Raw genomic sequence first — 25,548 nt, forward strand, 5'->3', positions numbered from 1 at the left:
GCCGCCGTACTTAATGACCACGGTTTCCCCATGATATTCACGCAGATAGGGAAGACTCTCGATAAGGACTTTCGACTGCAGGCGGGCCTGCTCCACAGGATCGGCGATAACGGCCATATATACGCTCCTTGTGCCGGGAACGGCCCGGCCTTCATGTTGCTGGCAGCATAGTCCCCGCAATCGGAAGGAATGTCCAGCCCTTTCAGATTTGCCCGAATCAAAAAGAATGCCCGCCACGAACGGCATTGCCCGCTTAAACCATTGCGTAAAAAGGCGCAACAGGTTAAGAAGATGAGGTCAATGACGCGGACATCCTGCCGCAAAATCAATTCTGGAGAATTCAATGTTCACTTCCATTGCCTACGCCGCCGGCAACGCGGGCGGCGCCGCTCAGGGCGGCCCCATGGGAGCCGTCGCTTCTCTCGTGCCCCTCATCCTCATGTTCGCCGTGTTCTACTTCCTGCTGATCCGTCCTCAGCAGAAGCGCAACAAGGAACACAAGGCCATGCTTGAATCCCTGGGCAAGGGCTCCTACGTCATCACCTCCGGAGGTCTGCTCGGCCGCATCGTCGACCTGGAAGGCGACATTCTCGTCATCGACCTCGGCGAAACCAAGGTCCGCATGCCCCGCGGCTTCGTGAGCGGCACCTACGACCCCAAGGCCATGAACAAGACGGCCGCCGACGCCGCCCCTGCTCCCGCCGAAAAGAAATAAGGCAAAAACACCGAGTCTTCCGCTTCCACGCCCCCTTTTTCTGCAAGGAGGCGTGGAGCTTTGTGCTATTCATCCATAAGGTCTTCCGGCCTTATTATCGTTTTTAAGGATACAACCATGAAAGCTCTGCGTTTGCGCCTGGCCGTCTCCCTCATCGTGCTGCTCGTGGTGCTTGCGTACGCCCTGCCCAACATCCCCGCCATCGGCGATTCGCCTCTGGGCGCGCTCATGCAGGACCGCATCAGTCTCGGCCTGGACCTCAAGGGCGGCATGAACCTCACCCTGGGCGTGGATGTGGAAAAGGCCGTGCAGAACACGCTGTCCGTCAACGGTCAGGACATCCGCGACCGTGCCGAACAGGAAAAAATCACCGTCATGAAGCCGCGTCTCAACGCCGACGGGCTGCTCGAGGTGACGCTGCCCCGCACCGATCAGGCAGGAGCCTTCGACGCCATGATCGGCAAATGGTTCCCCAACCTGCAGCAGGTTTCCGCCGACAGCACCGCTTCCGGCCGGGTCTATACCTTTGAACTTTCTCCCGCCGCCCGCAAGCAGACCGAAGACATGACCATGGAACAGGTCGTGCGCACCATACGCAACCGCATCGACCAGTTCGGCGTGGCCGAACCCGACATACGCAAGCAGTCGGACAATCAGGTGCAGGTGCAGCTGCCCGGCATGACCGATTCCGAGCGAGCCATTCAGATCATCGGACAGACCGCGCATCTGGAATTCCACATCGTCCGCGACGACGTGGATCCGACGGCCATCATGCTGCCCGCAGGCACGGCGCGCTATCCGCTCATCGTCAAGGGACAGTACGGCACGCAGACGGAAAGCACCATCATCCTCGATACCGAAGCCCTCATGGGCGGCGAGGACATCACCAACGCGCGCCCCGCCTTCAACGAATTCGGCCAGTCCTATGTGGCCCTGGAGTTCAACAACCGCGGCGCCAGCAACTTTGAACGCATCACCGGCGAGCACATCAAAAAGCGCATGGCCATCGTGCTTGACGGCAAGGTGTATTCCGCCCCCGTCATTCAGGACCGCATTGCCGGAGGCAAGGCCTCCATCACCGGCAACTTCACCACCGAAGAGGCGCAGGATCTTGCCATCGTGCTCCGCGCCGGTTCCCTTCCCACTCCCGTTTCCATTCTGGAAGAGCGCACCGTGGGTCCCTCTCTCGGCAAGGAATCCATCAGCAGCGGCATCAAGGCCTCTCTCGTGGGCGCGGCGGCCGTGGTTCTCGTCATGCCGCTCTACTACGGCCTGTCCGGCCTCGTCGCCGACGTCATGCTCTGCTTCACCATCACCATTCTTCTTGCCGGCATGACGCTCTTCGGCGCCACGCTCACACTGCCCGGCATCGCTGGCATCGTGCTCACCATAGGCATGTCCGTGGACGCCAACGTGCTCATCTTCGAGCGCATCAGAGAAGAACTGAAAAACGGCCTGTCCGCCATGGAAGCGGTGAAGGCCGGCTTCAGCCGGGCCAGCATTTCCATCATCGACTCGAACCTGACAACGCTCATCACGGCGGCCATTCTGTACCAGTTCGGCACAGGCCCCGTCCGCGGTTTCGCCGTTACGCTGTCGCTGGGCATTCTGGCTTCCATGTTCACGGCCGTCTTCGTTTCACGGGCCGTTTTTGAGATGTGGGTCGCCCGCACCGGCAGCCAGAAAATCAGCATCTAGGCCAAAGAGGCTCTTCCCATGGCATTCGCACTTCTTTCCCGTCAGACCAACATCGACTTTGTCGGCTTCCGCCGCATAGCCTACAGCATCTCCGGCTTCTTCATCATCCTCGGTCTGGTCGCCATCATCATGAACGGCGGCCTGCGCTACGGCGTGGACTTCGCCGGCGGCGTCATGGTGCAGATCGAGTTCGCCCAGCCCATTCCCGACGAGCAGGTGAAGACCGCACTGCAGAACGTGGATCTGCCCGGACTCACCGTGCAGCAGGTCGACACCGAAAACCGTGACTATCTGCTGCGCTTCTCCATGCCCTCAGGGGAAAACCAGGACCTGCGCGAACAGGTCTCTTCCGCGCTCAAGTCCAGCATTCCCGACAATGCCTCGACCATACAGCGTCTGGAATCCGTGGGTCCCAAGGTAGGCAACGATCTGCGCAACATGGCCATTGAGTCCCTGTTCTATGCCGTGCTGCTCATCACCGTCTACATCTCCGGCCGTTTCGAATACAGCTGGTTCATGGCCGGAGCCATGGCCCTCGTGCTCTGGGGAGCCGTGTACGGCGCCGCCTATCTCGGCTTCAACAGGCTGTGGGGCGTGGCCATCGGCATGATCATCACGCTCATCTGCTGCTGGAAACTGAAGCTGAACTTTGCTCTGGGCGCCATTCTGGCCCTCATCCACGACGTCGTCGTCACGCTGGGCCTGCTCACGCTGCTCGGCGTGGAAATAGACCTCAACGTCATCGCGGCCCTGCTCACCCTCGTGGGCTATTCCATCAACGACACCATCGTCGTGTATGACCGCATCCGCGAGAACCTCCGCGCCGTGCCTTCGGATGCCCAGAAAAAGCCCTCCATGGGCGAAATCATCAACAAGTCCGTGAACCAGACGCTGTCGCGCACCATCATGACCTCCGCCACCACCCTGGTGGCCAGCCTGGCCCTGTACCTGCTCGGCGGCAACGTCATCCACAACTTCGCCCTCACCATCACTCTCGGCATCGTGTTCGGCACCTTCTCCTCCATCTTCGTGGCCTCTCCCATTCTCATCGCCTTCGGCGACGTGAATCTCTACCACGCCAAGACCAGACAGAAGGACGACTACGAACGCCCCGGCGAACACGGCATCGTGTAGCGCCGACGCGCCCGCAACGCTTTTTTCTCCGCCTTTCCCCGGGAAGGCGGAGGATTTTTTATGCCGAAATTTCGGATGAGAAACGCATCCGCCGCAGACTCCGGCCTCAGGCTCCGTGACATCCGCGGTCTCCTCCTGCCTCCAAAACGGGCGGCGCAACATGGCGCAAAAAAAGACGGCCTCCGCAGGGAAGCCGCCCTTTTCATTCTCTCTCGCCTCAATCAGTCGAGATACTCGGTAAGATCGCTGTGCAGAATATGATCCAGCTCCGCACGGTCGGAGGCCAGAGTTTCAGTGAACAGGAAGCCGAATACCGGACCGGCATGATAGTCGATGCGACGCAGCTCCATGACGTTGCGGAAGGAGGCGCAGAGCCTGTCGTAGTTGAACACGTCGCCGGCCTTGAGACTTGCCGGAGGATTCAGCACGATGAACGAATAGATCCTGTCTTCCCTTCCCTTCAGAAGAACGTCCCAGTCGGGACGAATGTCGTTCAGAAAGTAGTCGTAGGTGCGGAAGCCGTAGGCGTGCAGGGACAGATCGGTCAGGCACCACCCGGCAAAGCGCAGAGGATTGGCCTCGATGGGGATGATGCGGCCGTTGTCCACGCGAAGTTCCAGATGGATGGGCAGATTGCGCGCGCCCATCTCTTCGTTCATGCGGTTGAAGAAATCCGTGAACGGCTGAAGATGCTCGCGGATGATGGACGCGCCGGAGCAGTACAGCCGGTCGCTCACGTCTTCGGCCGAGGCAAATTCGTGATGGAAGATGTTGACGATGACGGCCCGGCCTTCGCCGTCATAGTAGAAGTCCACGGCGTATTCCTCGCCGCCTATGTATTCCTCAAGAATGAACCGGGTGTTCGCCACCACGCTTTCATCATAGTTCTTCTTCCAGTCGCCGGAGTGAAGGCGTATGTCTTCCAGTGCCTTCTTCCAGTCTTCTTCGCTGAAGATGGTGTACACGCCCACGCTGAAAAAGCCCACGGAAGGCTTGAGGATGAAGGGCGTCTTCAGCGTGCTGAAGTCGACGCTTTCAAGATCGGCGGCCGCCACTTCACGGAACATGAAGTCGGGGTATATCTTCGAGAGCATGCGGCGGAAGGCGGCCTTGTCCTTGCAGAGGGCAATGCCCTTCTGAAGCCCCTTGTCGGGGGAGTGCCTGAGCACCCAGGAAAGGGAATTCTCGCAGGTGGTGTAAATGCGGTCGCCTTCGGCAAGAAGAGCGTCGGCCTCCTCGTCGGAAACGAGACGGAACGTGCCTTCGGGCGCGGCGGCGAGCGCCGCCTCGTTGCGGAGCACGGGAACGCGGCTTTGGGCAAGATATTCCCGGAGCTCCCGGGACACATACTGTTTGTCAAGAATGATCATGCAATCCTCACAAGGGAAAATGGCAGCGCACGGCATGCCCCTGGTTGAGCTGAACGAGCGGAGGCTCCTCTTCCCGGCACAGCGGTTTCGCATGAGGGCAGCGCGGATGGAAGGCGCAGCCCTCAGGCGGAGAAAGAGGGCTCGGCATCTCGCCGGAAAGAATCTGACCACGCCCGCGGCGCGAAGGATCACGCGACGGCGCGGCGGCCATGAGCGCTTCCGTGTACGGATGCGCGGCATGGGAAAAAAGTTCGTCGCAGCCGGCCACTTCCACCAGACGGCCGAGATACATGACGGCCACTCTGTCGCTCATGAAGCCTATGACGCCGAGGTCATGGGAAATGAACAGATACCCGAGGCCCATGTTCTGCTGCATATCTTTAAGAAGGTTCAGCACCTGCGCCTGAACCGAGGCATCGAGCGCCGAAACGGGCTCGTCGCACACGACGACGCCGGGGCCGGCCACAATGGCCCGGGCCACGGCCACACGCTGCCGCTGTCCTCCGGAAAACTCGTGCGGATATCTGTCGAGATGTTCGCCCTGAAGTCCCACGCGCACGAGCACGTCCCTCACCTTTTCCCGCCACTCCGTTCGGGAAAGAGGCCGGCCGGCAGCCTTTGCCGCAAGACGCAAAGGCTCGGCAATGCCTGCCCCCACGCTCTGACGCGGATCGAGCGACGAAAACGGATCCTGAAAGACCATCTGAATGCGGCTTGCGCGCTCAAGCGCCGACCATTCTCCGATGGGACGGCCGGAAAGAAGCACGTCGCCGGAAGAAGGAGGAAGAAGTCCGACAGCCATGCGCGCAAGCGTGGACTTGCCGCAGCCCGATTCGCCCACAAGCCCCAGCGTCTCCCCGGGAAACAGCTGAAAGCTCACGTCGCTCACGGCCTTTACGCTGGCCGGACGAGGATCGAAAAGACCTCGCTGTACGGTAAATTCACGGCTTACCTGCCTGAGTTCGAGCAACGCTTCCATGCCTGTTCCTGTTTTTGTTCTTCACGCGGGGGGAGCACTTCCGCCCGGGCAGACATCCTACCTTAGCCTTTCCCGTGCCGCAAGGGGATAAAATCTCTGGACATGGAGCCGTTCCCGCTTTAAGTAGGAAAGGAAGACAAGGAACCGCGATGGCGCTCAGAACGTTACGGCCGACAAGACGGCCGGCCGCAAAGCTGCGGTCAGAGCTGCCGCGGCTCCTTTTTGCTTGTCAGGCTCCAACGACGCAAATTACGGACAATGAAATCCCCAATCTTCAGGGAGTTATTTCGTATGGTTCACCGCATGATTACCTCTTTGTGCATGCTCGCGGCCCTTTTCGCGCTTCCCCTTTCCGCCGAAGCCGCAGCGCCCTTCACCTTTGCCGACGTGCAGGCCAAGGCGCAGGATCTGGCCGGAACGAAGTACGTTCCCATCACTCCCGTGCCGGAATTCCTCACCAAGCTCAACTATGACGAATGGAGCTCCATCCGCTACCTGCCGGAAAAGGCTCTCTGGGCCGAGGAATCCCTGCCCTTCACCGTACAGTTCTTCCATCCCGGGCTGTACTACGACAGACCCGTGCGCGTGCACATCGTCAACGACGAAAGCGTGGAGGACGTATCCTTCGATCCCTCGCTGTTCCAGTACGGCAGTGAAGAACTCTCCAAGCAGGTCGCGCAGGCAAAGAATCTGAACTTTGCCGGCTTTCGTCTGCATTATCCGCTCAACAAGCCCGATTACAAGGACGAAGTGGCCATATTCCTCGGCGCATCCTACTTCCGGGCGCTGGCCGCAGACACGCACTACGGCATCTACTCGCGCGGACTTGCCATAGACACGGCCATGGCCCAGGGCGAGGAGTTCCCCTACTTCAAGGAATTCTGGATAGTGAAGCCCGCCCCCGACGCCGGAGACATCACCATCTATGCGCTCATGGACAGCGAAAGCATGGCAGGTGCCTACCGCTTCGTCATCACGCCCGGTGCTCCCACCGTCATGGACGTGAAATGCGCGCTCTTCACCCGCAAGGATGCCAAGAACATCCAGAAAATCGGACTCGCCCCTCTGACGAGCATGTTCTTCTACGGCGAGGAAAGAAACGGACGCCCCGGCGACTACCGTCCCGAAGTGCACAACTCCGACGGTCTGCTCTACGTCAACGGCGACAATCACTGGTTCTGGAGTCCGCTCGCCAATCCCAAGCGCCTCAGCGTCAACACGTTCCCGCTTCAGAATCCCCGCGGCTTCGGCCTGCTGCAGCGTGACTGCGACTTCAAGAGCTATCAGGACATCGAGGCGGCCTACGAACGTCGTCCCTCCCTGTGGGTGGAGCCCGAAGGCGACTGGGGTCCCGGCACGCTGAACCTGGTGGAAATCCCCACGGAAGACGAAATGCACGACAACATCGTGGCGTTCTGGACCCCCGACAAGCCCCGCGACAAGAACAATCCCGATCAGCCGGAAGCCGAGCTTCGCTATCCCGACACGCAGATGTACAGCTGGAAACTGTACTGGATGAAGCCTGAAACCCAGCAGCACGACCGAGGGCAGGTGACCTCCACCCGCATTTCCAGAAACGGCGACACCATGACCTTCCATGTGGATTTCGCAGGCGGAGAGCTGGCCACCCTGCCCGAAGACACGGGCCTTGCCAGCATCGTGGAAACTCCCGAGCCCATTCCGCTGCTCGACAAGAAACTTCTGCGCAACCCGGCAACGGGAGGCTGGAGACTCACCTTCACCGTGCGCCTTCCCAAGGAGGACGGCGTGATACAGAGCCTCATGTCCGCCCGCAAGGGGCCTGTGATGCTGCGCTTCCGCGCGCTGCTCAAGAAGGGCGAAAACCTGCCCGATCCTCTGACCGAAACCTGGATCTACGACTGGCAGCTTCAGCCGCAGTGACGGGAACGGCTCCGGGGCGCCTCCCGGAGCCCCGACGACGGCACGAACGCAACGAACGCACTTTCATGCCGTCGCCCTTAAACCTCTTTCAAAGGTCTTCGCATGAACACCTATCAGGACATGGATTTCCGGGTCCGTGACCGCATTCTTCTCTATGCGCGCGGGCTTTCCCTCTCCCCGAAGGAAAGCGTGGAACTGGCGCTCGAAAGCCTGAAACGCTGCGAATCCGAACATCCGAGCTATGACGAAGCGCTTGCCTGCCTGCACGCCATTCTCGCCGAAAAGGGACGCGAACTCATTCCCGGCGATGAAGCTCCCCACCTCATGTCCGCCCCGAGCATGACCCGCAGCTCGATGCTGGCGGAAGAGCTCGACCGCACGCCCTGGCTCAGCATCTTCAAAAAAACGCTGAGCCGCCTTTTCCGCATTTTCCGTCCTTCGGGCATGGCGGCGCGCGCCACCTGGAAGGACAGCGCCGACAGGCAGCGCCAGCAGCTGGAATGGGAACGCGTGGCGGGCCGCCGCCGCACCCTGCTCATGACGCTCATTCTCGTGCCCGCCGTCATCGGCGCGTACCTCATGTACAGCATTCTGCCCCAGCAGGGCATAGAAGCCGTCAAGATCATGACGGCCGTGCTCTTCGCCATACTGTTCGGCTGGATTTCCATAGGATTCTGGATGTGCGTGGCGGGCTGCTGGGTACTGTCGAACAAGGTCGACCGATTCACGCCCACGAGAGGCTGCGACGCCGTAATCATTCCCGACTCCACGAGAACCGCCATTCTGTTCCCCGTATACAACGAGGACACGCGCAAATACATGGCCGGCATCGCCGCCACATGGCATTCTCTGGTGCAGACGGGCGAAAGCGACAAGTTCGACATCTTCATTCTCAGCGACTCCACCAGCCCAGACGCATGGGTGGCCGAAGAGGAAGCCTGGTACGAGTTCTGTCAGAGAGAAAACGTCTTCAACCACATCTTCTACCGCCGCAGGCGCAACAACACCAAGCGCAAAAGCGGCAACGTGGCCGACTTCTGCCGACGCTGGGGCGCTCAGTACAAGTACATGATCGTCTTCGACGCCGACAGCGTCATGAGCGGCAAGACCATGGTGCGCATGGTGAAGTCCATGGAGCTGCATCCGGAAATGGGCATGATTCAGACGCCGCCGCTCGCGGTGAACATGAACAGCCTCGTGGCCCGCGTGCAGCAGTTCGCCAACCACCTCTACGGCCCCGTGTTCGCCACGGGTCTGCACTTCTGGCTGCTCGGCGACGCCCAGTACTGGGGACACAACGCCATCATCCGCGTGGATCCCTTCATAAGGCACTGCCAGCTTCCCACCCTCCCCGGACGCGGCCCCCTGGCCGGCGACATTCTGAGCCACGACTTCGTGGAATCCGCCCTCATGAGACGCGCAGGCTACGGCGTGTGGCTGGCCTACGATCTCGACGGCTCCTGGGAGGAAAGCCCGCCCTCGCTCATCGATGAGCTCATCCGCGACCGTCGCTGGTGTCAGGGCAACCTGCAGCACAGCCGCCTCATTTTCTCCGGCGGCATATTCCCCACGCATCGCGCGCTGTTCATCAACGGCATCATGTCCTACGCCTCGGCGCTTCTGTGGCTGTTCTTCCTGGTGTTCAGCTCCATTCAGGCCGTCACCGAAGCGTTCATTCCGCCGTCCTATTTCCCGAGCGGCCCCACGCTCTTCCCCGTATGGCCCACATGGTATCCCAAATGGGCGCTGCTGCTGCTCGGCAGCACCTGCGTCATGCTGTTCATGCCCAAGATATTCGCCATCATCCTCACCCTTCGCAAGGGAGGAGGCAAAAACTTCGGCGGTACCTTCAGCATGTGCATGAGCGTGCTTGGCGAAGTATTCATCTCCACCCTGCTTGCTCCGGTAAGAATGCTCTTCCACAGCTTTTTCGTGGTCACCACGCTGCTCGGCTGGAAAGTTTCGTGGAACACGCAGAACCGCAGCGACACCGGCACGAGCTGGAGCGACGCCATTCGCTTCCACTGGTGGGGTACGCTCATCGGTCTTCTGTGGGGCGGCGTGATGTGGCTCATCAACCCGGGCTTCTTCGTGTGGTTCTCCCCCATCGCCATCGGTCTTGTGCTCTCCATTCCGCTGTCGGTGTTCACGAGCCGCGTCAGCTGGGGCCTTGCCGCCAAGCGCATGGGCCTGTTCATCACATCCTCGGAGCTCAAAGCCGAACCGGAACAGGCGGACATGCACAAGGAGCTTGAACGTCCCGACCGGTATTCCCCCTTCACCATCGAACGCGGCCGCGGATTCACGCGCGCCGTGGTTATCCCCCGCGTGCATGCCCTGCACATCGCGCTCATCCGTCGCCGCAAGTGGGAACGCCCCATCGGCGAAGAAAGGGAAAAGACCCGCCGCGCCCTGCTGGCCAAGGCGCTGGAAAAAGGTCCCTTCGGCCTTTCCAAGCAGGAAAAGTCGGCGCTGCTCATGGACCCGCGTCTTTTGAACGAACTGCACAGAAAAGTCTGGCAGCTCAATCCAGAAAAGGGCCACGACTGGGGCGTGGCACAGAACTAGCCTTCCGTCGGGGAGGCCTGTCCGTCGAAACTTCGTCGATGAATGCCCGCAATCGGAACGACGGCACGTGCGTCCCGAAAGCTCCGGCACAATGTCAACGGGGGGCCGGGAAACATACGTTTCCCGGCCCCCCGTTCATCATACGCCGTTTCTGTTCCGGCAAAGCTGCCGGGCCAGTGCCGCCAGCGCCTCCAGCTCCTCATGATTCAGGGAAAGCAGAGGTTCCAGCGCCGCCGCGGAAACCTGCCCTTCGCCGGAACCTTCCATTGCGACGTGTCGAAAGTCCGCAGGATGGATGCCGTAGAGCTTGAGTCTGTAATAAAACGTGCTTCGGTTCATGCCCAGGATCTTCAGCGCATCGGCTATGCGTCCCCGCGATGTCCTCAGCGCCGCTTCCAGCTCAGCTCGCTCCTGCACGCCGCTGCCGGAACACTCATCCGTTCCTCTCCTCCGGTCGTTTCTTCCTGAAGCTCCGGCAATTTTCTCCGGCAGATCCTTCAGCGCAAGCTCGCTGCCCCCCGCCAAGTATACCGCCCGCTCCATGACGTTTTCCAGCTCGCGTATGTTGCCCGGCCATTCATAGCCCGAAAGAGCTTCCAGCGCCTCCTCAGAAATGTCCTTCAGGCTGTTTCCGGCCTGCCTGGCAAACTTCTGCATAAAATGACGCGCAAGAAGTTCCACGTCGCCCGTTCGCTCCCTGAGCGGCGGAATGTGCAGAGGAAAGACATTGAGCCTGTAGTACAGGTCTTCACGGAACGTCCGCATCTGAACGGCCCTGTAAAGGTTCTTGTTCGTCGCGGCGATGATGCGTATGTTCACGCGCCGCGCCCTCTGTCCGCCTATACGGACAACCTCGCGATTCTGAAGCAGGCGCAGCAGGTTGACCTGAACGTCAAGCGGCATTTCCCCTATCTCGTCCAGAAAGATGGTCCCGCCATCGGCAAGTTCAAACTTGCCGGGCTTTCCCTGACGACTGGCTCCGGTGAACGAGCCTTCCGTATATCCGAAAAGCTCGCTCTGAATAAGCTCTCTCGGCAGAGCTCCGCAGTTGACCACCACAAACGGCTTACCGCGCCTCGGACTGGCGTTGTGCAGCGACTGGGCAAAAAGTTCCTTGCCCGTGCCGCTTTCTCCAAGCAGCAGTACCGTGGTGTCCGACTCCGCAATTCGTCTGGCCTCATGCAGCACTTCCTGCATGGGTGCGGAATTTCCAATGATGTCGCTGAACGAAAACGTGGCCTTGGCCCCCACAAGACGCGTGGCAAACTCCCGCATGCGGTCGGACTCCCGCAGGGTAAGTATCAGGCCGCCCGTGGAATGATTCACCGCCGCGGACACGACGCAGGGAATGGTCAGAGCCGCCTCCTCGGCCATGAGCGTGGTGTCCACGTCGTGAAAGGCGCTTTTCGCGTCGAGAAGAGACTTGACCGCCTCGCTGAATCGTATGACGCCGTCGAAGTTCCGCCCCACGGGATCATCTTTCAGATGCAGCATGGCCATGGCCTTGGCGTTGATGAAGCGCACGGCGCGATCGGCATCCAGCGTGATCACACCCTCATCCATAAGCTCAAGCAGTGCCTTCTGTTCGCCCAGAAGTTCGCGCAGCCCGAGCTGTTCCATAATGGCGTACACCGCGGCTCCGAGCATGCCACCCGTGTGGGGATGAAACGTCTCGCAGGGAGAAGTGATGCCGAGCACGCCTATCACCTGGCCCGACCTGTCCCGAATGGGGGCCGCCGAACATACGAAGTCATGATTCTCCGTGCAGTAGTGCTCAGCAGCGAATATTTCCAGCTGCTTTTCTTCCTCAAGGCACGTGGCCAGCCCCACCGTGCCTATGTACTCCTCCCGGGAAACGCGCCCCCTCTGGCTGATGATGCTGTCGAGCGGCAGCGTGTGCAGGATGACGCCGTCTTTCGTGGCCAGAGAAATGGTGCTGTGGGAATCGGAAATAAGCGAATAGATCTGTTCCATGATGGCTCTGGAACTTTCCAGAAGAAAGGCATACCGGCTCAGCTCCTCGTTCAGCTCATCCTGTGTCAGTTCCCGGTACACCACGCGGAAAGGGTCCACGTGAAGCGCCCGGCAGCGCAGCCATGACCGGTAGACGAAATCCCTGACTATCGAGAGATCCACGTCCTCGCCGTTCTGAAATTTCTTCCACTCCTCAAAGATCCGTTCCCGTTTTTCCAGCATGGATTCGCTGCTCGACATAATGCGCTCCGCCGCTTTTTTGTTGAATGGACATATTATACTATTTTGGACATTTTTATTCAGTTTTTGTACCGTTTAAATCTTATTTATTGATTTCAATATGTTAACATAATATCGTCCGATTTTTTCGCCCGATCCGTACAAATGCTTCCGACTCCATTCTTGGAAAATCAGCAAATTTACGCTCCGCGCTCCATCCATCATGTTCAAAAAAGTCCAAAGTCCACATTGCCGCCAGCAACGAGGGTCATCAATATAACACCCTTGAAAAATTATATTTTTATATACTGCCCTCTTTGGTACGGATTTTGCAATTTGCATGACGACGGCCGGTTTCCATACATGTCAGCGGCCGTCCGGCAACATCAAGCTCCACAGCAGAGGGCAATATGGAAACCAGTATTCTCTTTTCTCCCGTCACCATCAACACTCTCACGTTGAAAAACCGCCTTATCATGTCTTCCATGGTCACGCAGTATGCCGCCAGCAACGGCGAAGTGACCGATCAGATGATTCACTACTACGCGGAAAGAGCCCGCGGAGGCGTCGGCCTCATCATGATCGAGGCCACCTATGTGGAACGCCAGGGCGACAGCTACAAATTCGGCCTCGGCGTCGACAAGGATGCCATGATTCCCGGACTCACCAGACTCACGCAGGCCATACACGCCTGCGGCGGCAAGGTAGGACTTCAGCTTCAGCATGGCGGCCGTACCTCCAATCCCCTGACCAACGGCGGCCCCATAAAGCTCGTCTCCTACATTCCCGACGTCACTCCCTATGAAGGGGCCCGGGTGCTCACCCGAGAAGACATCGCCGATATCGTGAAGGTCTATGCGGAAGCGGCCGTTCGAGCAAAAAAGGCCGGATTCGACCTCATCGAGCTTCACGGCGCGCACGGATACCTGATCAATCAGTTTCTCTCCACCTTCACAAACTTCCGACAGGACGAATACGGCGGCAGCGAAGAAAACCGCCTGCGCTTCCCGCTGGAAGTGCTCCGGGCCTGCCGCGAGGCCGTGGGAAAGGACTTCCCCATCACCGTGCGTCTGAGCGTCGATGAGTTCAACGGCACCGGCCTCACGCTGGAGAAGTCTCTTCCCATAGCCCGGGCTTTTGTGGACAACGGCATAGACGCACTGAACATCAGCGTCGGCGCCTGTGAAACCAACCGCTACACCATCCCGCCGGCCGTGCTTCCCGAAGGCTTCAACGCAAACCGCGCCGCCGCCGTGCGCAAAGCCGTGAACGCACGCGTTCCCGTGGCTGTCGTGGGCCGGATCCATAACACGCAGCTTGCCGAATCCATCCTCGCCGCAGGCAAGGCCGACATGATCGTCATGGGCCGTCCGCTCATCGCCGATCCCTATCTTCCCGCCAAGAGCCAGGCCGGAAAGTTCTCCTCCATCGCTCCCTGTCTTTCCTGCAACGAGGGCTGCGTGAGCGCCCCCTTCGGAAATGTGACCTGTGCCGTGAATCCCCGGGCCGGACAGGAAGCAAGGTTTCCCTACATCCGTACGACGACCCCGAAGAACATCGTCGTCGTCGGCGCCGGTCCCGCCGGACTTGAAGCGGCACTCACGGCCAGAGGAAAAGGACATCACGTCACGCTCATCGAACGCGCGGACACCGTGGGCGGCCTTCTGCACGTGGCATGCCGGCCACCCCACAAGAGCGCCTTTGAAAAGCTGCGTCTTTACCTGGAACACTCCGTACGCCAGTCCGGCATGGACGTGCGGCTCGGCGTGGAAGCCGACGTAGAGCTCATACGCTCCCTCAATCCTGACATGACCATTGCAGCCACCGGCAGCGAGCCCGTTGTTCCCTGCTTCTGCAAAAACACCGGAGCCGTCACGGCTCAGGACGTTCTCATGGGACGCGAAACAGGACGCAGGGTCCTCATCCTCGGCGGAGGACTCGTAGGCTGCGAAACCGCGGAAATGCTGGCGGAACAGGGCAGGGAAGTCACCATTCTCGAGCTTCGAGACACGCTCGCCCCGGACATGGAAAACCGCACCCGCATCTTCATGATGGCCCGTCTCAAAGAGCTCGGCGTCAAGGCTCTGCTCAACACGGAAGTGCTGGAAGTCTCCGGTCTGCACGTCAAGGTGCGCAGCGCTCTGCGCACGGAACGCTCTCTCGACGAGTTCGACTCGCTCGTCATGGCTTTCGGCTACCGCTCCCGCAACGTTCTCCAGCAGCAGATGGCCGAAGCAGGTCTGCCCGTTCAGGCCGCCGGCGACTGCGTCCGCCCCGGCAAGGTCATCACCGCCGTCCGTCAGGGCTTCCTGGCGGCCTGGTCCCTGTAATCCCTGAGCATCGGAGGTAATTCATGTCCATCCTGTCCCGGGAATCGCTGAAGAAGGCCGCCTATCCCATAGGCATAGCCATGACGCTCTTTCAGCTGTACTACACCGTCGGGTACGGCGTTCTCGAAGGCTCCCTGCTTGCGGCCATCTTCCTGAGCTTCGCGCTGACCATGATCTTTCTCACCCAGCCGGCCATAAAAGTAAAAGAAGGCAAAAAAGAGCCGGTCATCCTGCTGCTCATCGATCTCATTCTGGTGGTCTGCTCCATCGCCACCTCGGTGTACCTGTACTTCAACTACGAAGTGCTGCAGGAGCGCATGGCCTTCATTGACGAAGTGCCTCAGGAAGCCATGGCTCTCGCCTACATTCTCGTGGGCCTCTCTCTGGAAGCCACGCGCCGCATGACGGGGCTGCCGCTGTTCACCGTGGCCATAGTCTTCTTCGCCTACTTTCTGTGGGGCGACAAGCTGCCCTCCTTCATACGGCATAACGGCGCGACGCTGGAAAACATTGCCGAAAACATGTACCTCACCGGCGAAGGCGTGTACGGCATTCCCATCATGCTGGCCTGCAACACCCTCTTTGCCTTCATGATGTTCGGCGCCTTCCTTGAAGGCTCCAACATGAGCAGCATCTTCATGGATCTTGCCTACCGTCTCACGCGCAAGTCCCAGGGCGGTCCGGCCAAGGTGGCCATTTTCGCCAGCGCGCTCTTCGGCACCATTTCCGGTTCCTCCGCAGGCAACGTCTATACCACCGGCGTGTTCACCATTCCGCTCATGAAGAAATGCGGCTATCAGCCTCATTTCGCCGGCGCCGTGGAAGCCGTCGCCTCCACGGGCGGCCAGATCATGCCCCCCGTCATGGGCGCCGCGGCCTTCATGATGGCCGAATTCTGCAATGTTCCCTATCTCGAAGTAGCCAAGGCCGCCCTCCTGCCCGCCGTCCTGTACTATCTGGCACTGTGGGTCATGATACACTTTGAAGCCCGCAGACGCGGCCTCGGTCTCATCAGTTCCGAACTCGTCCCGTCTCTCAGAAGCATTCTCACCCGCATCTACTACCTCATTCCCCTGGTCGTGCTCGTCGTCATCATGCTCGACGGCCGCAGCGCCGCCATATGCGCCAACATGGCCACAGGCTCCATTCTCCTGCTTTCCTTCCTCCGCAAGGACACCCGTTTCACCTTCAAGCGCTTCCTCGACACCCTGTACGCCGCGGCTTCCTCCTCCCTCATGGTGGTGGCCTGCTGCGCGGCCTCCGGCATCGTCGTCGGCGTCATCAACTACACCGGCATAGGCTTCAAGTTCATCAACGTGCTCACCAACGTGGCCGACGGGCATCTGTTCGTCATGCTCGTGCTGCTCATGATCACAAGCTTCATTCTCGGCATGGGCATGCCCACCACTCCCGCCTACATCGTGGTAGCCACGCTCGGCGCTCCCGCGCTCATCAAGATGGGGCTCGCTCCTCTCGTCGCACATATGTTCTGCTTCTACTATGCCATTCTCTCCTTCATCACGCCTCCGGTGTGCGTGGCCGCCTACGCAGGCGCCAACATCGCCGAAGCCGATCCCATGAAGACGGGATTCACCTCCATGAAGCTCGGCGTGGTCGCATTCGTGGTGCCCATCATGTTCGTGTACGAACCTTCGCTGCTCTGGCAGGGCGACATCGCTTCCTCGATCACCGCCACCATAACGGCCATCATCGGCGTCATCGGCCTGTCCGGAGCGCTTCAGAACTGGCTGCTCCGCTCCTGCACCGTGCCTGAACGGGCGCTGCTCCTCATCGGCGGGCTCTGTCTGTTCTACCCCGGGTTCATCACCGACGTCATAGGGCTCGCCTGCATGGGCTTCGTCATCGTCTGCCAGTACATCCGCAACAAGAAGAACCCCATCCCCGCCGTCGGAGAGGAATGCACGCTCCCTGAAGACTGATGCCCGTCCTTTCCGCAAACAAAGGAACGTTTCCCCTAAAACAGCAACCAATTTTTCCACAAGGAGAATCATCATGGTCATCGACGTAAGACTCCGCCCCCCGTTCAAGAGCTTCAAGCAGCAGTACTCTCCGGCCGCCAACAAGGCCTTCAGCGCCAAATTCGGCCTGACTTCTCCTGAATCCGTCCAGCAGATTTCCGAAGAGCTCATGCTCAAGGAAATGGACGAAGCCGGCATCACCTACGCGCTCGCCACAGGCCGCAACGGCCACTTCCGCTACAACGTTTCCAACGACGACGTCGTGGAAATGACGGAGCATTTCGGCGGCCGCATCATGGGCGCCGCCGGTCTGGACTGCTCCAACGTTCCCTCGGCCATGGCCGACATTGAAAAACACGTCATCAACGGTCCGCTCAAGGCCGTTTCCATGGAACCCGGAGCCTGCGCCGTTCCTCTGTATGCCAACGATCGCCGTCTCTACCCCATCTATGAAATGTGCCAGGCCCACAAGATTCCCGTCATTCTCATGCTCGGCGGCCGCGCCGGCCCCGACGTGTCCTACAGCAATCCCGAAATCATCAGCCGCATCGCCGCCGACTTCCCCAACGGCAGATTCATGGTGTCCCACGGCGGCTGGCCCTGGGTGCAGGCCGTCATCGGCGCCTGCTTCTGGCAGGAAAACATCTGGCTGTGCCCCGACATGTATCTCATGAACAACTCCGGAGCGCAGGACTACATCGCCGCCGCCAACACCTGGCTGCAGGACCGCTTCCTGTTCGGTTCCGCCTACCCTCTCATGCCCATCGTCGAAAGCCTCGCCATCTTCAAGACCCTCTTCAAGGAAGAAGTGCTTCCCAAGCTGCTTTACAAGAACGCCGCAGAACTGTTCAACATCCAGCTTCCTCAGGAGTAAGCCATGCTGAAAAGGATTCTCGCCCTCACTCTGTGTGCCGCGGCCATCACCGTCGCCCCCCTTTCCTCTCATGCCGTTGAAAAGAAAAGCGTCGACATTGCCGCCTCAGCTCCCGGCGGAGCCTGGTACGTGGGCCTCGGCGCTTACGCCAAGGTGCTTTCCGGCATGTATCCCGAATTCGATACCACGCTGTTCACCGGCGGCGGCATCACCAACGTGATGCGTGTCGAACAGGGCAAGAGCCTCATCGGCATTACCGCCGTCACCTTCATGAAAGCCGCCCATGACGGCGTCGAACCCTTCAGAAAGCCCGTCAACGTCAAGGCTCTGGCCAATCTCGACGACATGACCCGCGTCATCTTCGCCGTCCCCACGGACAGCGAAATCAAGACCGTCCGCGACATCGTGGAAAGCAAGAAGCCTCTGCGCGTCTTCCTCGGTTCCAAGGTGGGCGGCAACGCGGAAATGTTCGTGCGCTGGACCTTCGCCTGTCTCGGCTACTCCAAGAAGGAGCTGCAGAACCGCGGATTCACGCTCTACGGAGGCACTCCCAACGAATGCGCCAGCATGATGCGCGAAGGTCAGCTCGACGTCATGAGCATGACCAACCCCGGCGAGCACTTTGCCATATCCGAGCTCATCAAGGACATGGATCTCCGATTCATTCCCTTTGACGACAAACTGCTGTCGGACCTCAAGGACAAGTACGCCATGACTCCCGGCATCCTTCCCTCCACCATGTATAAGCCCATGGTGAAGGAAGACGTGCCCATCATCACCGCTCCCAGCGGTCTGGTCATCAATGCGGACGTGTCCGACGAGGACGCCTACAAAATGGCCAAGGCTCTGGTGGAAGGCCGCAAGGACATAGCCCTCGCCTTCCCCGCCTGGGACACCATCACCCCCGAACGCGTCTGCAAGGATCTGCCCATTGAAATCCATCCCGGCGCGGCCAGGTACTATCGTGAAATAGGCTGCATGCAGTAGCCGTTCCTTCCGGGGATGTTCCCGCCGGAAGACGGGAACATCCCCTCCCCGAGCCCGATCTTCCTGCGGCCCCCCTTCCCCATCCAACTATTTCCCTACAGGAGTTTTTCTCATGGCCATCATCGACTGCCGCTTCCGTCCTCTGACGCCTGAATTTGAATGCTACATCAATCCCGAACCCGCGAACTTCTGGGTCACCCAGACCCGCCCGCTCAAGCCCGAGCCTCTTGACGTCACCATGAAATATTTCAAGAAGATGGGCATCACCGGCGCAGTGTGCTCGGGTCGCGACATGCGTTCCACGGGCGGAGCCTACATTCCCAACCAGTACATCGCCGATCTCGTGGCCAAGTATCCCGTGTTCATCGGCGTCGCCGGCGCCGATCCGCTCAACGAACACGTCAAGGACGACATCGAACACGCAGTCAAGGATCTCGGCCTCAAGGGTGTTTCCGTTGACCCCTTCGCCCTGAAGACCACCGCCGACGACAAACGCTTCTATCCCATCTACGAAAAGTGCGCCGAACTCGGCGTGCCCGTCATCATCACCATAGGACCTCTGCCCATCCGCTGCGGCTCCTATATGGAATGGGGCAGCCCGCTCCCCGTGGACCACATCTGCGCGGATCTCCCCAACCTCAAGGTGCTGCTCTCCCACGCCGGCTTCCCCTACACTCAGGAACTCATCGCCATCGTCTGGCGTCATGAAAACCTGTATTTTGAAAGCTCCATCTACCGTCATCTTCCCGGCGCCGACCTGCTCGTCAAGGCCGCCAACACCTGCATCGGCGACAAGATGTGCTACGCCTCGGCCTATCCCTACGCCGACTACACGCAGGCTCTGCCCAAGTTCCTGGCTCAGGGCTACGACCCCATGGTGCTCCCCAAGATCCTGCACGAGAACGCAGAACGCCTGTTCGGTCTGAACTAGGCTCTCTTCTGAAACACGCCGGGCGAAAAGCCCGGCGTGTTTTCTCCACCAGCCTTCCCCGGACTGCGGGAGCCGGAACGCCACAACGCCCCGCCGTCCTTCCCAAGGAAAAGCATTCTCCCACCAGACGCCGTTTCTTCAAATTCCGCCGTGTCTCCCGCGCCGGAGCCGTCTCCCTGTCCAAAGAAAAACTCCATAAGGATTTTCCCATGAAATGCCTTGAACCCGCGACGCTCGGCCGCATCGAACTGCGCAACCGTCTTATCTATCCCCCCATGGTCACCGGCTTCGCCTCCGAGGACGGATTCGTCACCGACAGACTCATCGCCTACGCCGCGGAACGGGCCAGAGGAGGCGTGGGCCTCTACACTCTTGAGGCCACCTGCGTCGACCCGCAGGGCCTGGGCTTCGCCCACGGCATCCGCATAGACGACGACAACAGGATTCCCGGCCTTGCCCGGCTGACCAAAGCCGTCCACGACATGGGCGGAAAAATTTCCGTGCAGCTGCATCATGCCGGTCGCGAGACCTCCCGCGCCATCACCGGACAGATCATCGTCGCGCCTTCCGACTGCCCGGTCTCCTACTCGGACGAACCTGTGCACGTTCTGGACAAGGAAGAAATCCGGACCATCATCCGGCGCTTTGCCGATGCCGCCCGCCGGGCGAAGGCCGCCGGATTCGACGCCGTGGAAATACACGGCGCGCACGGCTATCTTCTTTCCCAGTTTCTGTCCCCCTATACCAACAGGCGAACCGACGAATACGGCGGCTCTCTGGAAAACAGAACCAGATTCTGCCGCGAGATCATCCGCGCCGTGCGCGAGGCGACGGGAGACGACTTTACCGTCACTCTGCGACTTTCCGTGGAAGAAAGCCATCCCGGAGGACTTTCCCTGCAGGACGGCGCGGCCGCGGCCGCCATCTTTTCCAAATGCGGCATCGACGCCATCCATATCGTGTCCGGCAACTATGCCACGCCCAACACGGTGATTCCGCCCGCCACGGAAGGCCGCATCATCAACCTCGCCCGAGCCGTCGCCGTGCGGCAGGCCGTGGGACCGGATTTTCCGCTCATTCTCGCAGGCCGCATCAAGACGGTGTTTCAGGCCGAAGACATCATTCAGAACGGCATAGCCGACTTCGTGGCCATGGGGCGCGCCCTCATTGCCGACCCTGAACTCCCCTCGCTGTGCGCCGCCGGAAAATTCAATGCCGTGCGCCCCTGCCTCGGCTGCAACGACGGCTGCGCCCTGCGCACCGGGCAGGGACTGGACACGCTGTGCGCCATCAACCCCTTCATGGGGCATGAAAAGGAATGCTCGCCGTCGGAAAAATCCGCCCGTCCCGGCACTGTGCTCGTGATCGGCGGCGGTCCCGCCGGCATGGAGGCGGCATGGTACGCGGCCAGACGGGGACACCGCGTCACGCTCTGTGAAAAGAGTGACCGTCTCGGAGGACAGTTCTTCCTCGCCTCCCTGCCGCCCCTGAAAACCGACATAGCCATCTACCTCTTCCACATGGAACGCAGACTGAAGGATGCCGACGTGGACATCCGGCTGAACTGTCCCGTGGACGCCGACTTCATCAGATCTTTCGGCGCGGATCACGTGATCGTGGCCACGGGCAGCCTCCCGCTTTCCCTTCCCTTCCCCGGTCTGGAGGACACGCCGCACTTCTTTGCCCACGACGTTCTGCGCGACAGCCTTGAAAAGCTCGGCAGGCGCGTGGTCGTCATAGGCGGCGGCCTCGTGGGGGCGGAAACGGCCGAGGAAATCGCCCGCACAGGCCGTCACGTGGAAATCGTGGAAATGACGAACGACATCGCAAGAGACATGTACGCCCCCATGCGCGAATCGCTCAAAGGACGCCTTGCCGCCCTCGGCGTAACGATACGCACGGACTGCAAGGTTCGGTCCCTGAACAGGGGACGCGTGACCGTGCTTGACGGACAGGGGAATGCCACCGAGACGGAACCTTTCGATTCCGTGGTGCTCGCCTTAGGCTCACGCGCCGACCAGACGCTCAAAAAGGAACTGGACGAGGCAGGCATACGCTGCACGGCCATAGGCGACTGCGTGCACGCCGGAAAGATTCTTCAGGCCACGAGCGACGCCATGAACGCCGTCCGGGCCATCTGATCGCGCGCCGTCCTCCGCAGTCCTCGGGAACCTGGTTCTTCTCATGCCGGATCGTTCCCGTCGCACTGTACGGCAACGCGCCGTCCCGCGTTTTGCAGGGCGGCGCGTTTTCATGTCGTGCAGCATACACGCCGCCTTTACCGGTGCTTTTCCTTCCGCGAAGGGCCACGGAAGGCCCGCCAGAAAGGATTTTCCTCATGGCCGCAGACGGCAAGGCATTCCGACCGGTTAAAGCATCAGTGCCGGAAGAACGGATCCGTTCTTCCGGCACTGTCGCATGCATTGTTCTTCCCGCTCCGTTCTTTCAAAAAGCGCCTGAAAAAAACGAGCGGAAATCCGTCCCGGAAACGCGATGCCCCGGGACGCTCGGGCTAGTCGAGAGAGGCCGCCTCTTCCACCACCTCGAAGGCTTCGATGATGTCGCCGATCTTGATGTCGTGGAAGTTTTCGAGCCCCACGCCGCATTCAAGGTTGCGCACCACCTCACGGGCGTCGTCCTTGAGGCGCTTGAGGGACGCCACCTTGCCGGTGTAGACCACCACGCCGTCACGAAGCAGACGCACGTTGGCCGTGCGGGTGATCTTGCCGTCGGTGACCATGCAGCCGGCGATGAGACCGATCTTGGGCACGGAGAAGGTCTGGCGAACTTCCGCCTGTCCGAGGTAGACTTCCTTGGAAACGGGAGCCAGCAGACCGGCCATGGCGCTCTTGATCTCATCCACCAGCTTGTAGATGATGTCATAGAAGCGGATGTCCACCTGCTCCTGCTCGGCCACTTCCTTGACTTTTGCCGTAGGACGCACGTTGAAGCCGATGATGATGGCGTTGGAAGCCGCGGCCAGCATGACGTCGGATTCCGAAATGGCGCCGGCACCGCCATGGATGATGTCGATGCGGACCTTGTCGGTGCTGAGCTTGCGCAGAGATTCGGTAATGGCTTCCAAAGAGCCCTGCACGTCGGCCTTGAGCACCACGTTGAGCACCTGCGCTTCCTGCGTGTCGGCGCTCTGCTTGAGGAAGTTCTCAAGGGTCACGCGGGACACCTTGGCAAGCTCCTTCTCGCGCAGCTTGGTTGCGCGGGATTCGGCGATGCGACGGGCCAGCTTTTCGTCATCGAGACACACGAACTCGTCACCGGCTTCCGGCACGCCTTCAAAGCCCTGGATTTCCACGGGCATGGAGGGACCGGCTTCCTTGATCTTGCGGCCCTGATCGTTGAACAGCGCACGCACGCGACCGGCAAACACGCCGCACACGAAGACGTCGCCCTGATGGAGCGTGCCTTCCTGCACCAGCACGGTGGCCACGGGACCGCGGCCCTTGTCGAGCTTGGCTTCCACCACGTGACCGCGGGCGGGCTTGTTGGGGTTGGCCTTGAGTTCCAGAATTTCAGCCTGGAGGGCAATGAGCTCCAGAAGCTCGTCGAGGCCCTTGCCGGTTTTGGCGGAAACCATGCCCACCACGGTATCGCCGCCCCAGGCTTCGGGCTGAAGACCGAGCTCGGAAAGCTCGCGAAGCACGCGGTCGGGATTGGCGGTTTCCTTGTCTATCTTGTTCACGGCCACCAGAATGGGCACGCCGGCGGCGCGGGAATGGTTGATGGCTTCACGGGTCTGCTCCATGACGCCGTCATCGGCGGCCACCACGAGCACCACGAGGTCGGTCACCTGTGCGCCGCGGGCACGCATGGCGGTGAATGCCGCGTGACCGGGAGTATCGAGGAACACGATGTCGCCGCGCTTGGTCTTGACGTGATAGGCGCCGATGTGCTGCGTGATGCCGCCCGCTTCGCCGCTGGTCACGCTGGTCTTGCGGATGGCGTCAAGAAGCGAGGTCTTGCCGTGGTCGACGTGACCCATGATGGTCACGACCGGGGGACGGGGCTTGAGCATTTCGGGCGTATCCACCACGGTGGGCACCAGGTAGTCTTCTTCGGAGAAGCCCACCTTTTCCACCTCATAGCCGAATTCCGAGGCCACCAGCGTGGCCGTGTCGATGTCGAGGGCGTTGTTGATGGTGGCCATCACGCCGAGACCGAACAGAATCTTGATGATCTCGCTGGACTTCACGCCCATCTGATGGGCCAGATCCGCCACGCGGATGGACTCCTCGATGCGTATCTTGCGCTTTGCGGCCTTCATGGGCTGCGTGGACTGGTTCTGCGCCTGATGCTGCTGCTTCTTGGGCTTGTGCGAGCGGCGGGTGCGGACCATGCCCTCATCGTCATCCATGTCGGGGGCACCGTGACGACGGCTGAAATCGTCGGAATCCTGAGGGAAGTCGGGAGTGCGGCGGGTCTTGTTGTTGCGCTTCTTGCGGCTCTGCTCATTGTCCATGGGAGGCTGCTGGCCGAAGGGAGGCGTGAAGGAAGCACCGCCGGAAGAACGGCCCGCCGGACGATTGCCGGAAGGACGGTTGCCGCCGGAACGACGATTGTCGCGATTGTCGCGGCTGTCGTTCTCGCGGCCGTCACGGGAGTCGGGACGGGCGTTGCGGTTGTCGCGGCGACCACCGTCGCGACGGGAGTCGCCGTCGCGGGAGGGACGGCTCTCGGAAGACGACGCGGGACGGATGATGCGGGCCTGCGTGGGGTCGGGACGGGAAATCACGCGCACGCGGGGAGCGCTGTCGGCGGCGGGCTGCGCCTTTCTGCGGGCATCCTCGCCTTCATTCTCCTCGGAGACATGACGGCGTTCCTGCACGGGAGGCAGCAGACTCGGCTGCGAAGAGCCTTCGGGCTCGGCGGAGGCGGCAGGAGCCCTGCGGGCGCGCTCGGGCTTCGGCGCTTCGGTCACCACGGCGGCCTTCGCTTCGGGCTTCGTTTCCTGTGCGGCAGGCGTCACCACCGTGGCGGGACGGGGCGAAACGATGCGCGCCGCAGGAGTCTCCACCTTGCGGGCACGGGGAGCCTTGTCGGCTTCCTTTTCCGCAGCGGGCTTCTCGGCGGCGGGCTTTTCCACCGCGCGGGCTTCGGCAGCGGGCTTCGCTTCGACATTTCTGGCCGCGACGGACTTTTCAGCCGCAGGCTTTTCGGCGACGGCCGTCTTCTCCGACGCCCCGGCGGCGGACTCAGGCGCCGCGGGTGCGGGCTCCGGCGTCACCACGCGCGCAGGACGCACGATGCGCGCCACGGGAGCGGCCTCGCGGGGAGCTCTGGCCTTTCTGGGGGCCTTTTCCGCGGCGGGTGCGCTCTTCGCCTCCGCGGCTCCGGTTTCGGGAGCGGCAGAAGCGGCGGTTTCCACCGCGGCGGCAGGAGCCGCGGCCTTCTCTTCGACTACGGGAGCGGCAGGAGCTTCCGCCGCTGCCGGCTTGGAACGACGACGTATAATAACGTCTTTGCGGACAACTTCCACAGAGGCCTCCGACTTTTTAACCTTGACTTTTTCGTATTCTTCCGGGGAGATGGAACCTTTGACCGTCTTTTCTATCCCGGCCTCGCGCAGGCGGGCCACCAGCTCCTCGGGCTTCATGCCCTGTTCGAGCGCGGCATCCTTTATCTTTATCTTATCCATTCTTTCTCCCCTTGTGAGATTTGCGCCTGAATTTCATGCCCGCAAAACGCGCCCGGCAAGCCGGGTCGTCGCATACATACCAGCCTCTTCCCGGCCTTGTCTGAGCTTCATCTGCTTCAAGCCCGTTCCCGGCGGCGGCGCCTTCTGGGGCAGACACATGACGCAGGAGCTGCGACTTGGCAAAGCGCCGTCTGCATACGACACACATGCGTACGGGTCCCTGCCAATCCTCCAT

General features: G+C 60.7%; 16 protein-coding genes. 11 read left to right on the plus strand and 5 right to left on the minus strand.

Annotated elements, in window-relative coordinates:
- The first annotated feature begins 343 nt into the window (after positions 1 to 343).
- The 3 genes from yajC to secF all read left to right on the plus strand — a co-directional run bounded on the left by yajC (position 344) and on the right by secF (position 3,547).
- A complete protein-coding gene (gene yajC / locus QZZ60_RS01850) occupies positions 344 to 715 on the plus strand; it encodes a preprotein translocase subunit YajC (RefSeq protein WP_295637043.1) in 372 nt (123 codons plus the stop codon).
- Between the two features lie 117 nt (positions 716 to 832).
- Positions 833 to 2,413, plus strand: a complete 1,581-nt coding sequence (gene secD / locus QZZ60_RS01855; protein ID WP_295637046.1) for a protein translocase subunit SecD — start codon at positions 833 to 835, stop codon at positions 2,411 to 2,413.
- 18 nt (positions 2,414 to 2,431) lie between these two features.
- The gene (gene secF, locus QZZ60_RS01860; RefSeq protein ID WP_295637049.1) at positions 2,432 to 3,547 is read left to right on the plus strand and encodes a protein translocase subunit SecF; all 1,116 of its coding nucleotides are present in this window, start codon (positions 2,432 to 2,434) and stop codon (positions 3,545 to 3,547) included.
- 221 nt (positions 3,548 to 3,768) lie between these two features.
- Here secF and QZZ60_RS01865 read toward each other — a convergent pair whose 3' ends face one another.
- Positions 3,769 to 4,917 carry an ATP-grasp domain-containing protein gene (locus tag QZZ60_RS01865; RefSeq protein ID WP_295637051.1) on the minus strand — a complete coding sequence of 383 codons (1,149 nt, stop codon included), beginning with the start codon at positions 4,915 to 4,917 and terminating at the stop codon, positions 3,769 to 3,771.
- A 7-nt stretch (positions 4,918 to 4,924) separates the two neighbouring features.
- On the minus strand, positions 4,925 to 5,896 hold the full coding sequence (locus QZZ60_RS01870; protein WP_295637054.1) for an ABC transporter ATP-binding protein: 972 nt from the start codon (positions 5,894 to 5,896) through the stop codon (positions 4,925 to 4,927).
- 291 nt (positions 5,897 to 6,187) lie between these two features.
- Between QZZ60_RS01870 and QZZ60_RS01875 the strand changes: the two genes are divergently transcribed.
- Positions 6,188 to 7,798 carry a glucan biosynthesis protein gene (locus tag QZZ60_RS01875; RefSeq protein WP_295637057.1) on the plus strand — a complete coding sequence of 537 codons (1,611 nt, stop codon included), beginning with the start codon at positions 6,188 to 6,190 and terminating at the stop codon, positions 7,796 to 7,798.
- A gap of 102 nt (positions 7,799 to 7,900) precedes the next feature.
- The gene (gene mdoH, locus QZZ60_RS01880; protein ID WP_295637061.1) at positions 7,901 to 10,366 is read left to right on the plus strand and encodes a glucans biosynthesis glucosyltransferase MdoH; all 2,466 of its coding nucleotides are present in this window, start codon (positions 7,901 to 7,903) and stop codon (positions 10,364 to 10,366) included.
- Between the two features lie 138 nt (positions 10,367 to 10,504).
- Here mdoH and QZZ60_RS01885 read toward each other — a convergent pair whose 3' ends face one another.
- Positions 10,505 to 12,580, minus strand: a complete 2,076-nt coding sequence (locus QZZ60_RS01885) for a sigma 54-interacting transcriptional regulator (protein WP_295637064.1) — start codon at positions 12,578 to 12,580, stop codon at positions 10,505 to 10,507.
- A 389-nt stretch (positions 12,581 to 12,969) separates the two neighbouring features.
- Here QZZ60_RS01885 and QZZ60_RS01890 point away from each other — a divergent pair, with 389 nt between their 5' ends.
- The 6 genes from QZZ60_RS01890 (at position 12,970) to QZZ60_RS01915 (ending at position 21,801) form a co-directional block, all read left to right on the plus strand.
- Positions 12,970 to 14,889 (plus strand): NAD(P)/FAD-dependent oxidoreductase, encoded by a 1,920-nt coding sequence (locus QZZ60_RS01890; RefSeq protein ID WP_295637066.1) that lies wholly within the window; start codon positions 12,970 to 12,972, stop codon positions 14,887 to 14,889.
- A gap of 23 nt (positions 14,890 to 14,912) precedes the next feature.
- Positions 14,913 to 16,829: a TRAP transporter permease gene (locus QZZ60_RS01895; protein ID WP_295637069.1), complete on the plus strand. Its 1,917-nt coding sequence runs from the start codon at positions 14,913 to 14,915 to the stop codon at positions 16,827 to 16,829.
- Positions 16,830 to 16,902: 73 nt separating this feature from the next.
- On the plus strand, positions 16,903 to 17,742 hold the full coding sequence (locus QZZ60_RS01900; RefSeq protein WP_295637072.1) for an amidohydrolase family protein: 840 nt from the start codon (positions 16,903 to 16,905) through the stop codon (positions 17,740 to 17,742).
- A gap of 3 nt (positions 17,743 to 17,745) precedes the next feature.
- Positions 17,746 to 18,729 carry a TAXI family TRAP transporter solute-binding subunit gene (locus tag QZZ60_RS01905; protein ID WP_295637075.1) on the plus strand — a complete coding sequence of 328 codons (984 nt, stop codon included), beginning with the start codon at positions 17,746 to 17,748 and terminating at the stop codon, positions 18,727 to 18,729.
- A gap of 112 nt (positions 18,730 to 18,841) precedes the next feature.
- Positions 18,842 to 19,660 (plus strand): amidohydrolase family protein, encoded by an 819-nt coding sequence (locus QZZ60_RS01910; protein ID WP_295637078.1) that lies wholly within the window; start codon positions 18,842 to 18,844, stop codon positions 19,658 to 19,660.
- A gap of 209 nt (positions 19,661 to 19,869) precedes the next feature.
- Positions 19,870 to 21,801: an FAD-dependent oxidoreductase gene (locus QZZ60_RS01915; protein ID WP_295637080.1), complete on the plus strand. Its 1,932-nt coding sequence runs from the start codon at positions 19,870 to 19,872 to the stop codon at positions 21,799 to 21,801.
- Positions 21,802 to 22,172: 371 nt separating this feature from the next.
- Here QZZ60_RS01915 and infB read toward each other — a convergent pair whose 3' ends face one another.
- Both infB and QZZ60_RS01925 read right to left on the minus strand, forming a co-directional pair.
- Complete coding sequence (infB, locus tag QZZ60_RS01920; protein WP_295637083.1) at positions 22,173 to 25,313, minus strand: translation initiation factor IF-2; 3,141 nt, start codon at positions 25,311 to 25,313, stop codon at positions 22,173 to 22,175.
- Positions 25,306 to 25,548 (minus strand): DUF448 domain-containing protein, encoded by a 243-nt coding sequence (locus QZZ60_RS01925; RefSeq protein ID WP_294445656.1) that lies wholly within the window; start codon positions 25,546 to 25,548, stop codon positions 25,306 to 25,308. The genes infB and QZZ60_RS01925 overlap by 8 nt, the downstream gene beginning before the upstream one ends.

The organism is uncultured Mailhella sp., assembly GCF_905187505.1.
Classification (GTDB): domain Bacteria; phylum Desulfobacterota; class Desulfovibrionia; order Desulfovibrionales; family Desulfovibrionaceae; genus Mailhella.

Excerpts from the sequence above, each read along its gene's own strand:
- yajC (WP_295637043.1), top strand. The coding sequence starts at position 344 with ATGTTCACTTCCATTGCCTACGCCGCCGGCAACGCGGGCGGCGCCGCT.
- secD (WP_295637046.1), top strand. The coding sequence starts at position 833 with ATGAAAGCTCTGCGTTTGCGCCTGGCCGTCTCCCTCATCGTGCTGCTC.
- secF (WP_295637049.1), top strand. The coding sequence starts at position 2,432 with ATGGCATTCGCACTTCTTTCCCGTCAGACCAACATCGACTTTGTCGGC.
- QZZ60_RS01865 (WP_295637051.1), bottom strand. The coding sequence starts at position 4,917 with ATGATCATTCTTGACAAACAGTATGTGTCCCGGGAGCTCCGGGAATAT.
- QZZ60_RS01870 (WP_295637054.1), bottom strand. The coding sequence starts at position 5,896 with ATGGAAGCGTTGCTCGAACTCAGGCAGGTAAGCCGTGAATTTACCGTA.
- QZZ60_RS01875 (WP_295637057.1), top strand. The coding sequence starts at position 6,188 with ATGGTTCACCGCATGATTACCTCTTTGTGCATGCTCGCGGCCCTTTTC.
- mdoH (WP_295637061.1), top strand. The coding sequence starts at position 7,901 with ATGAACACCTATCAGGACATGGATTTCCGGGTCCGTGACCGCATTCTT.
- QZZ60_RS01885 (WP_295637064.1), bottom strand. The coding sequence starts at position 12,580 with ATGTCGAGCAGCGAATCCATGCTGGAAAAACGGGAACGGATCTTTGAG.
- QZZ60_RS01890 (WP_295637066.1), top strand. The coding sequence starts at position 12,970 with ATGGAAACCAGTATTCTCTTTTCTCCCGTCACCATCAACACTCTCACG.
- QZZ60_RS01895 (WP_295637069.1), top strand. The coding sequence starts at position 14,913 with ATGTCCATCCTGTCCCGGGAATCGCTGAAGAAGGCCGCCTATCCCATA.
- QZZ60_RS01900 (WP_295637072.1), top strand. The coding sequence starts at position 16,903 with ATGGTCATCGACGTAAGACTCCGCCCCCCGTTCAAGAGCTTCAAGCAG.
- QZZ60_RS01905 (WP_295637075.1), top strand. The coding sequence starts at position 17,746 with ATGCTGAAAAGGATTCTCGCCCTCACTCTGTGTGCCGCGGCCATCACC.
- QZZ60_RS01910 (WP_295637078.1), top strand. The coding sequence starts at position 18,842 with ATGGCCATCATCGACTGCCGCTTCCGTCCTCTGACGCCTGAATTTGAA.
- QZZ60_RS01915 (WP_295637080.1), top strand. The coding sequence starts at position 19,870 with ATGAAATGCCTTGAACCCGCGACGCTCGGCCGCATCGAACTGCGCAAC.
- infB (WP_295637083.1), bottom strand. The coding sequence starts at position 25,313 with ATGGATAAGATAAAGATAAAGGATGCCGCGCTCGAACAGGGCATGAAG.
- QZZ60_RS01925 (WP_294445656.1), bottom strand. The coding sequence starts at position 25,548 with ATGGAGGATTGGCAGGGACCCGTACGCATGTGTGTCGTATGCAGACGG.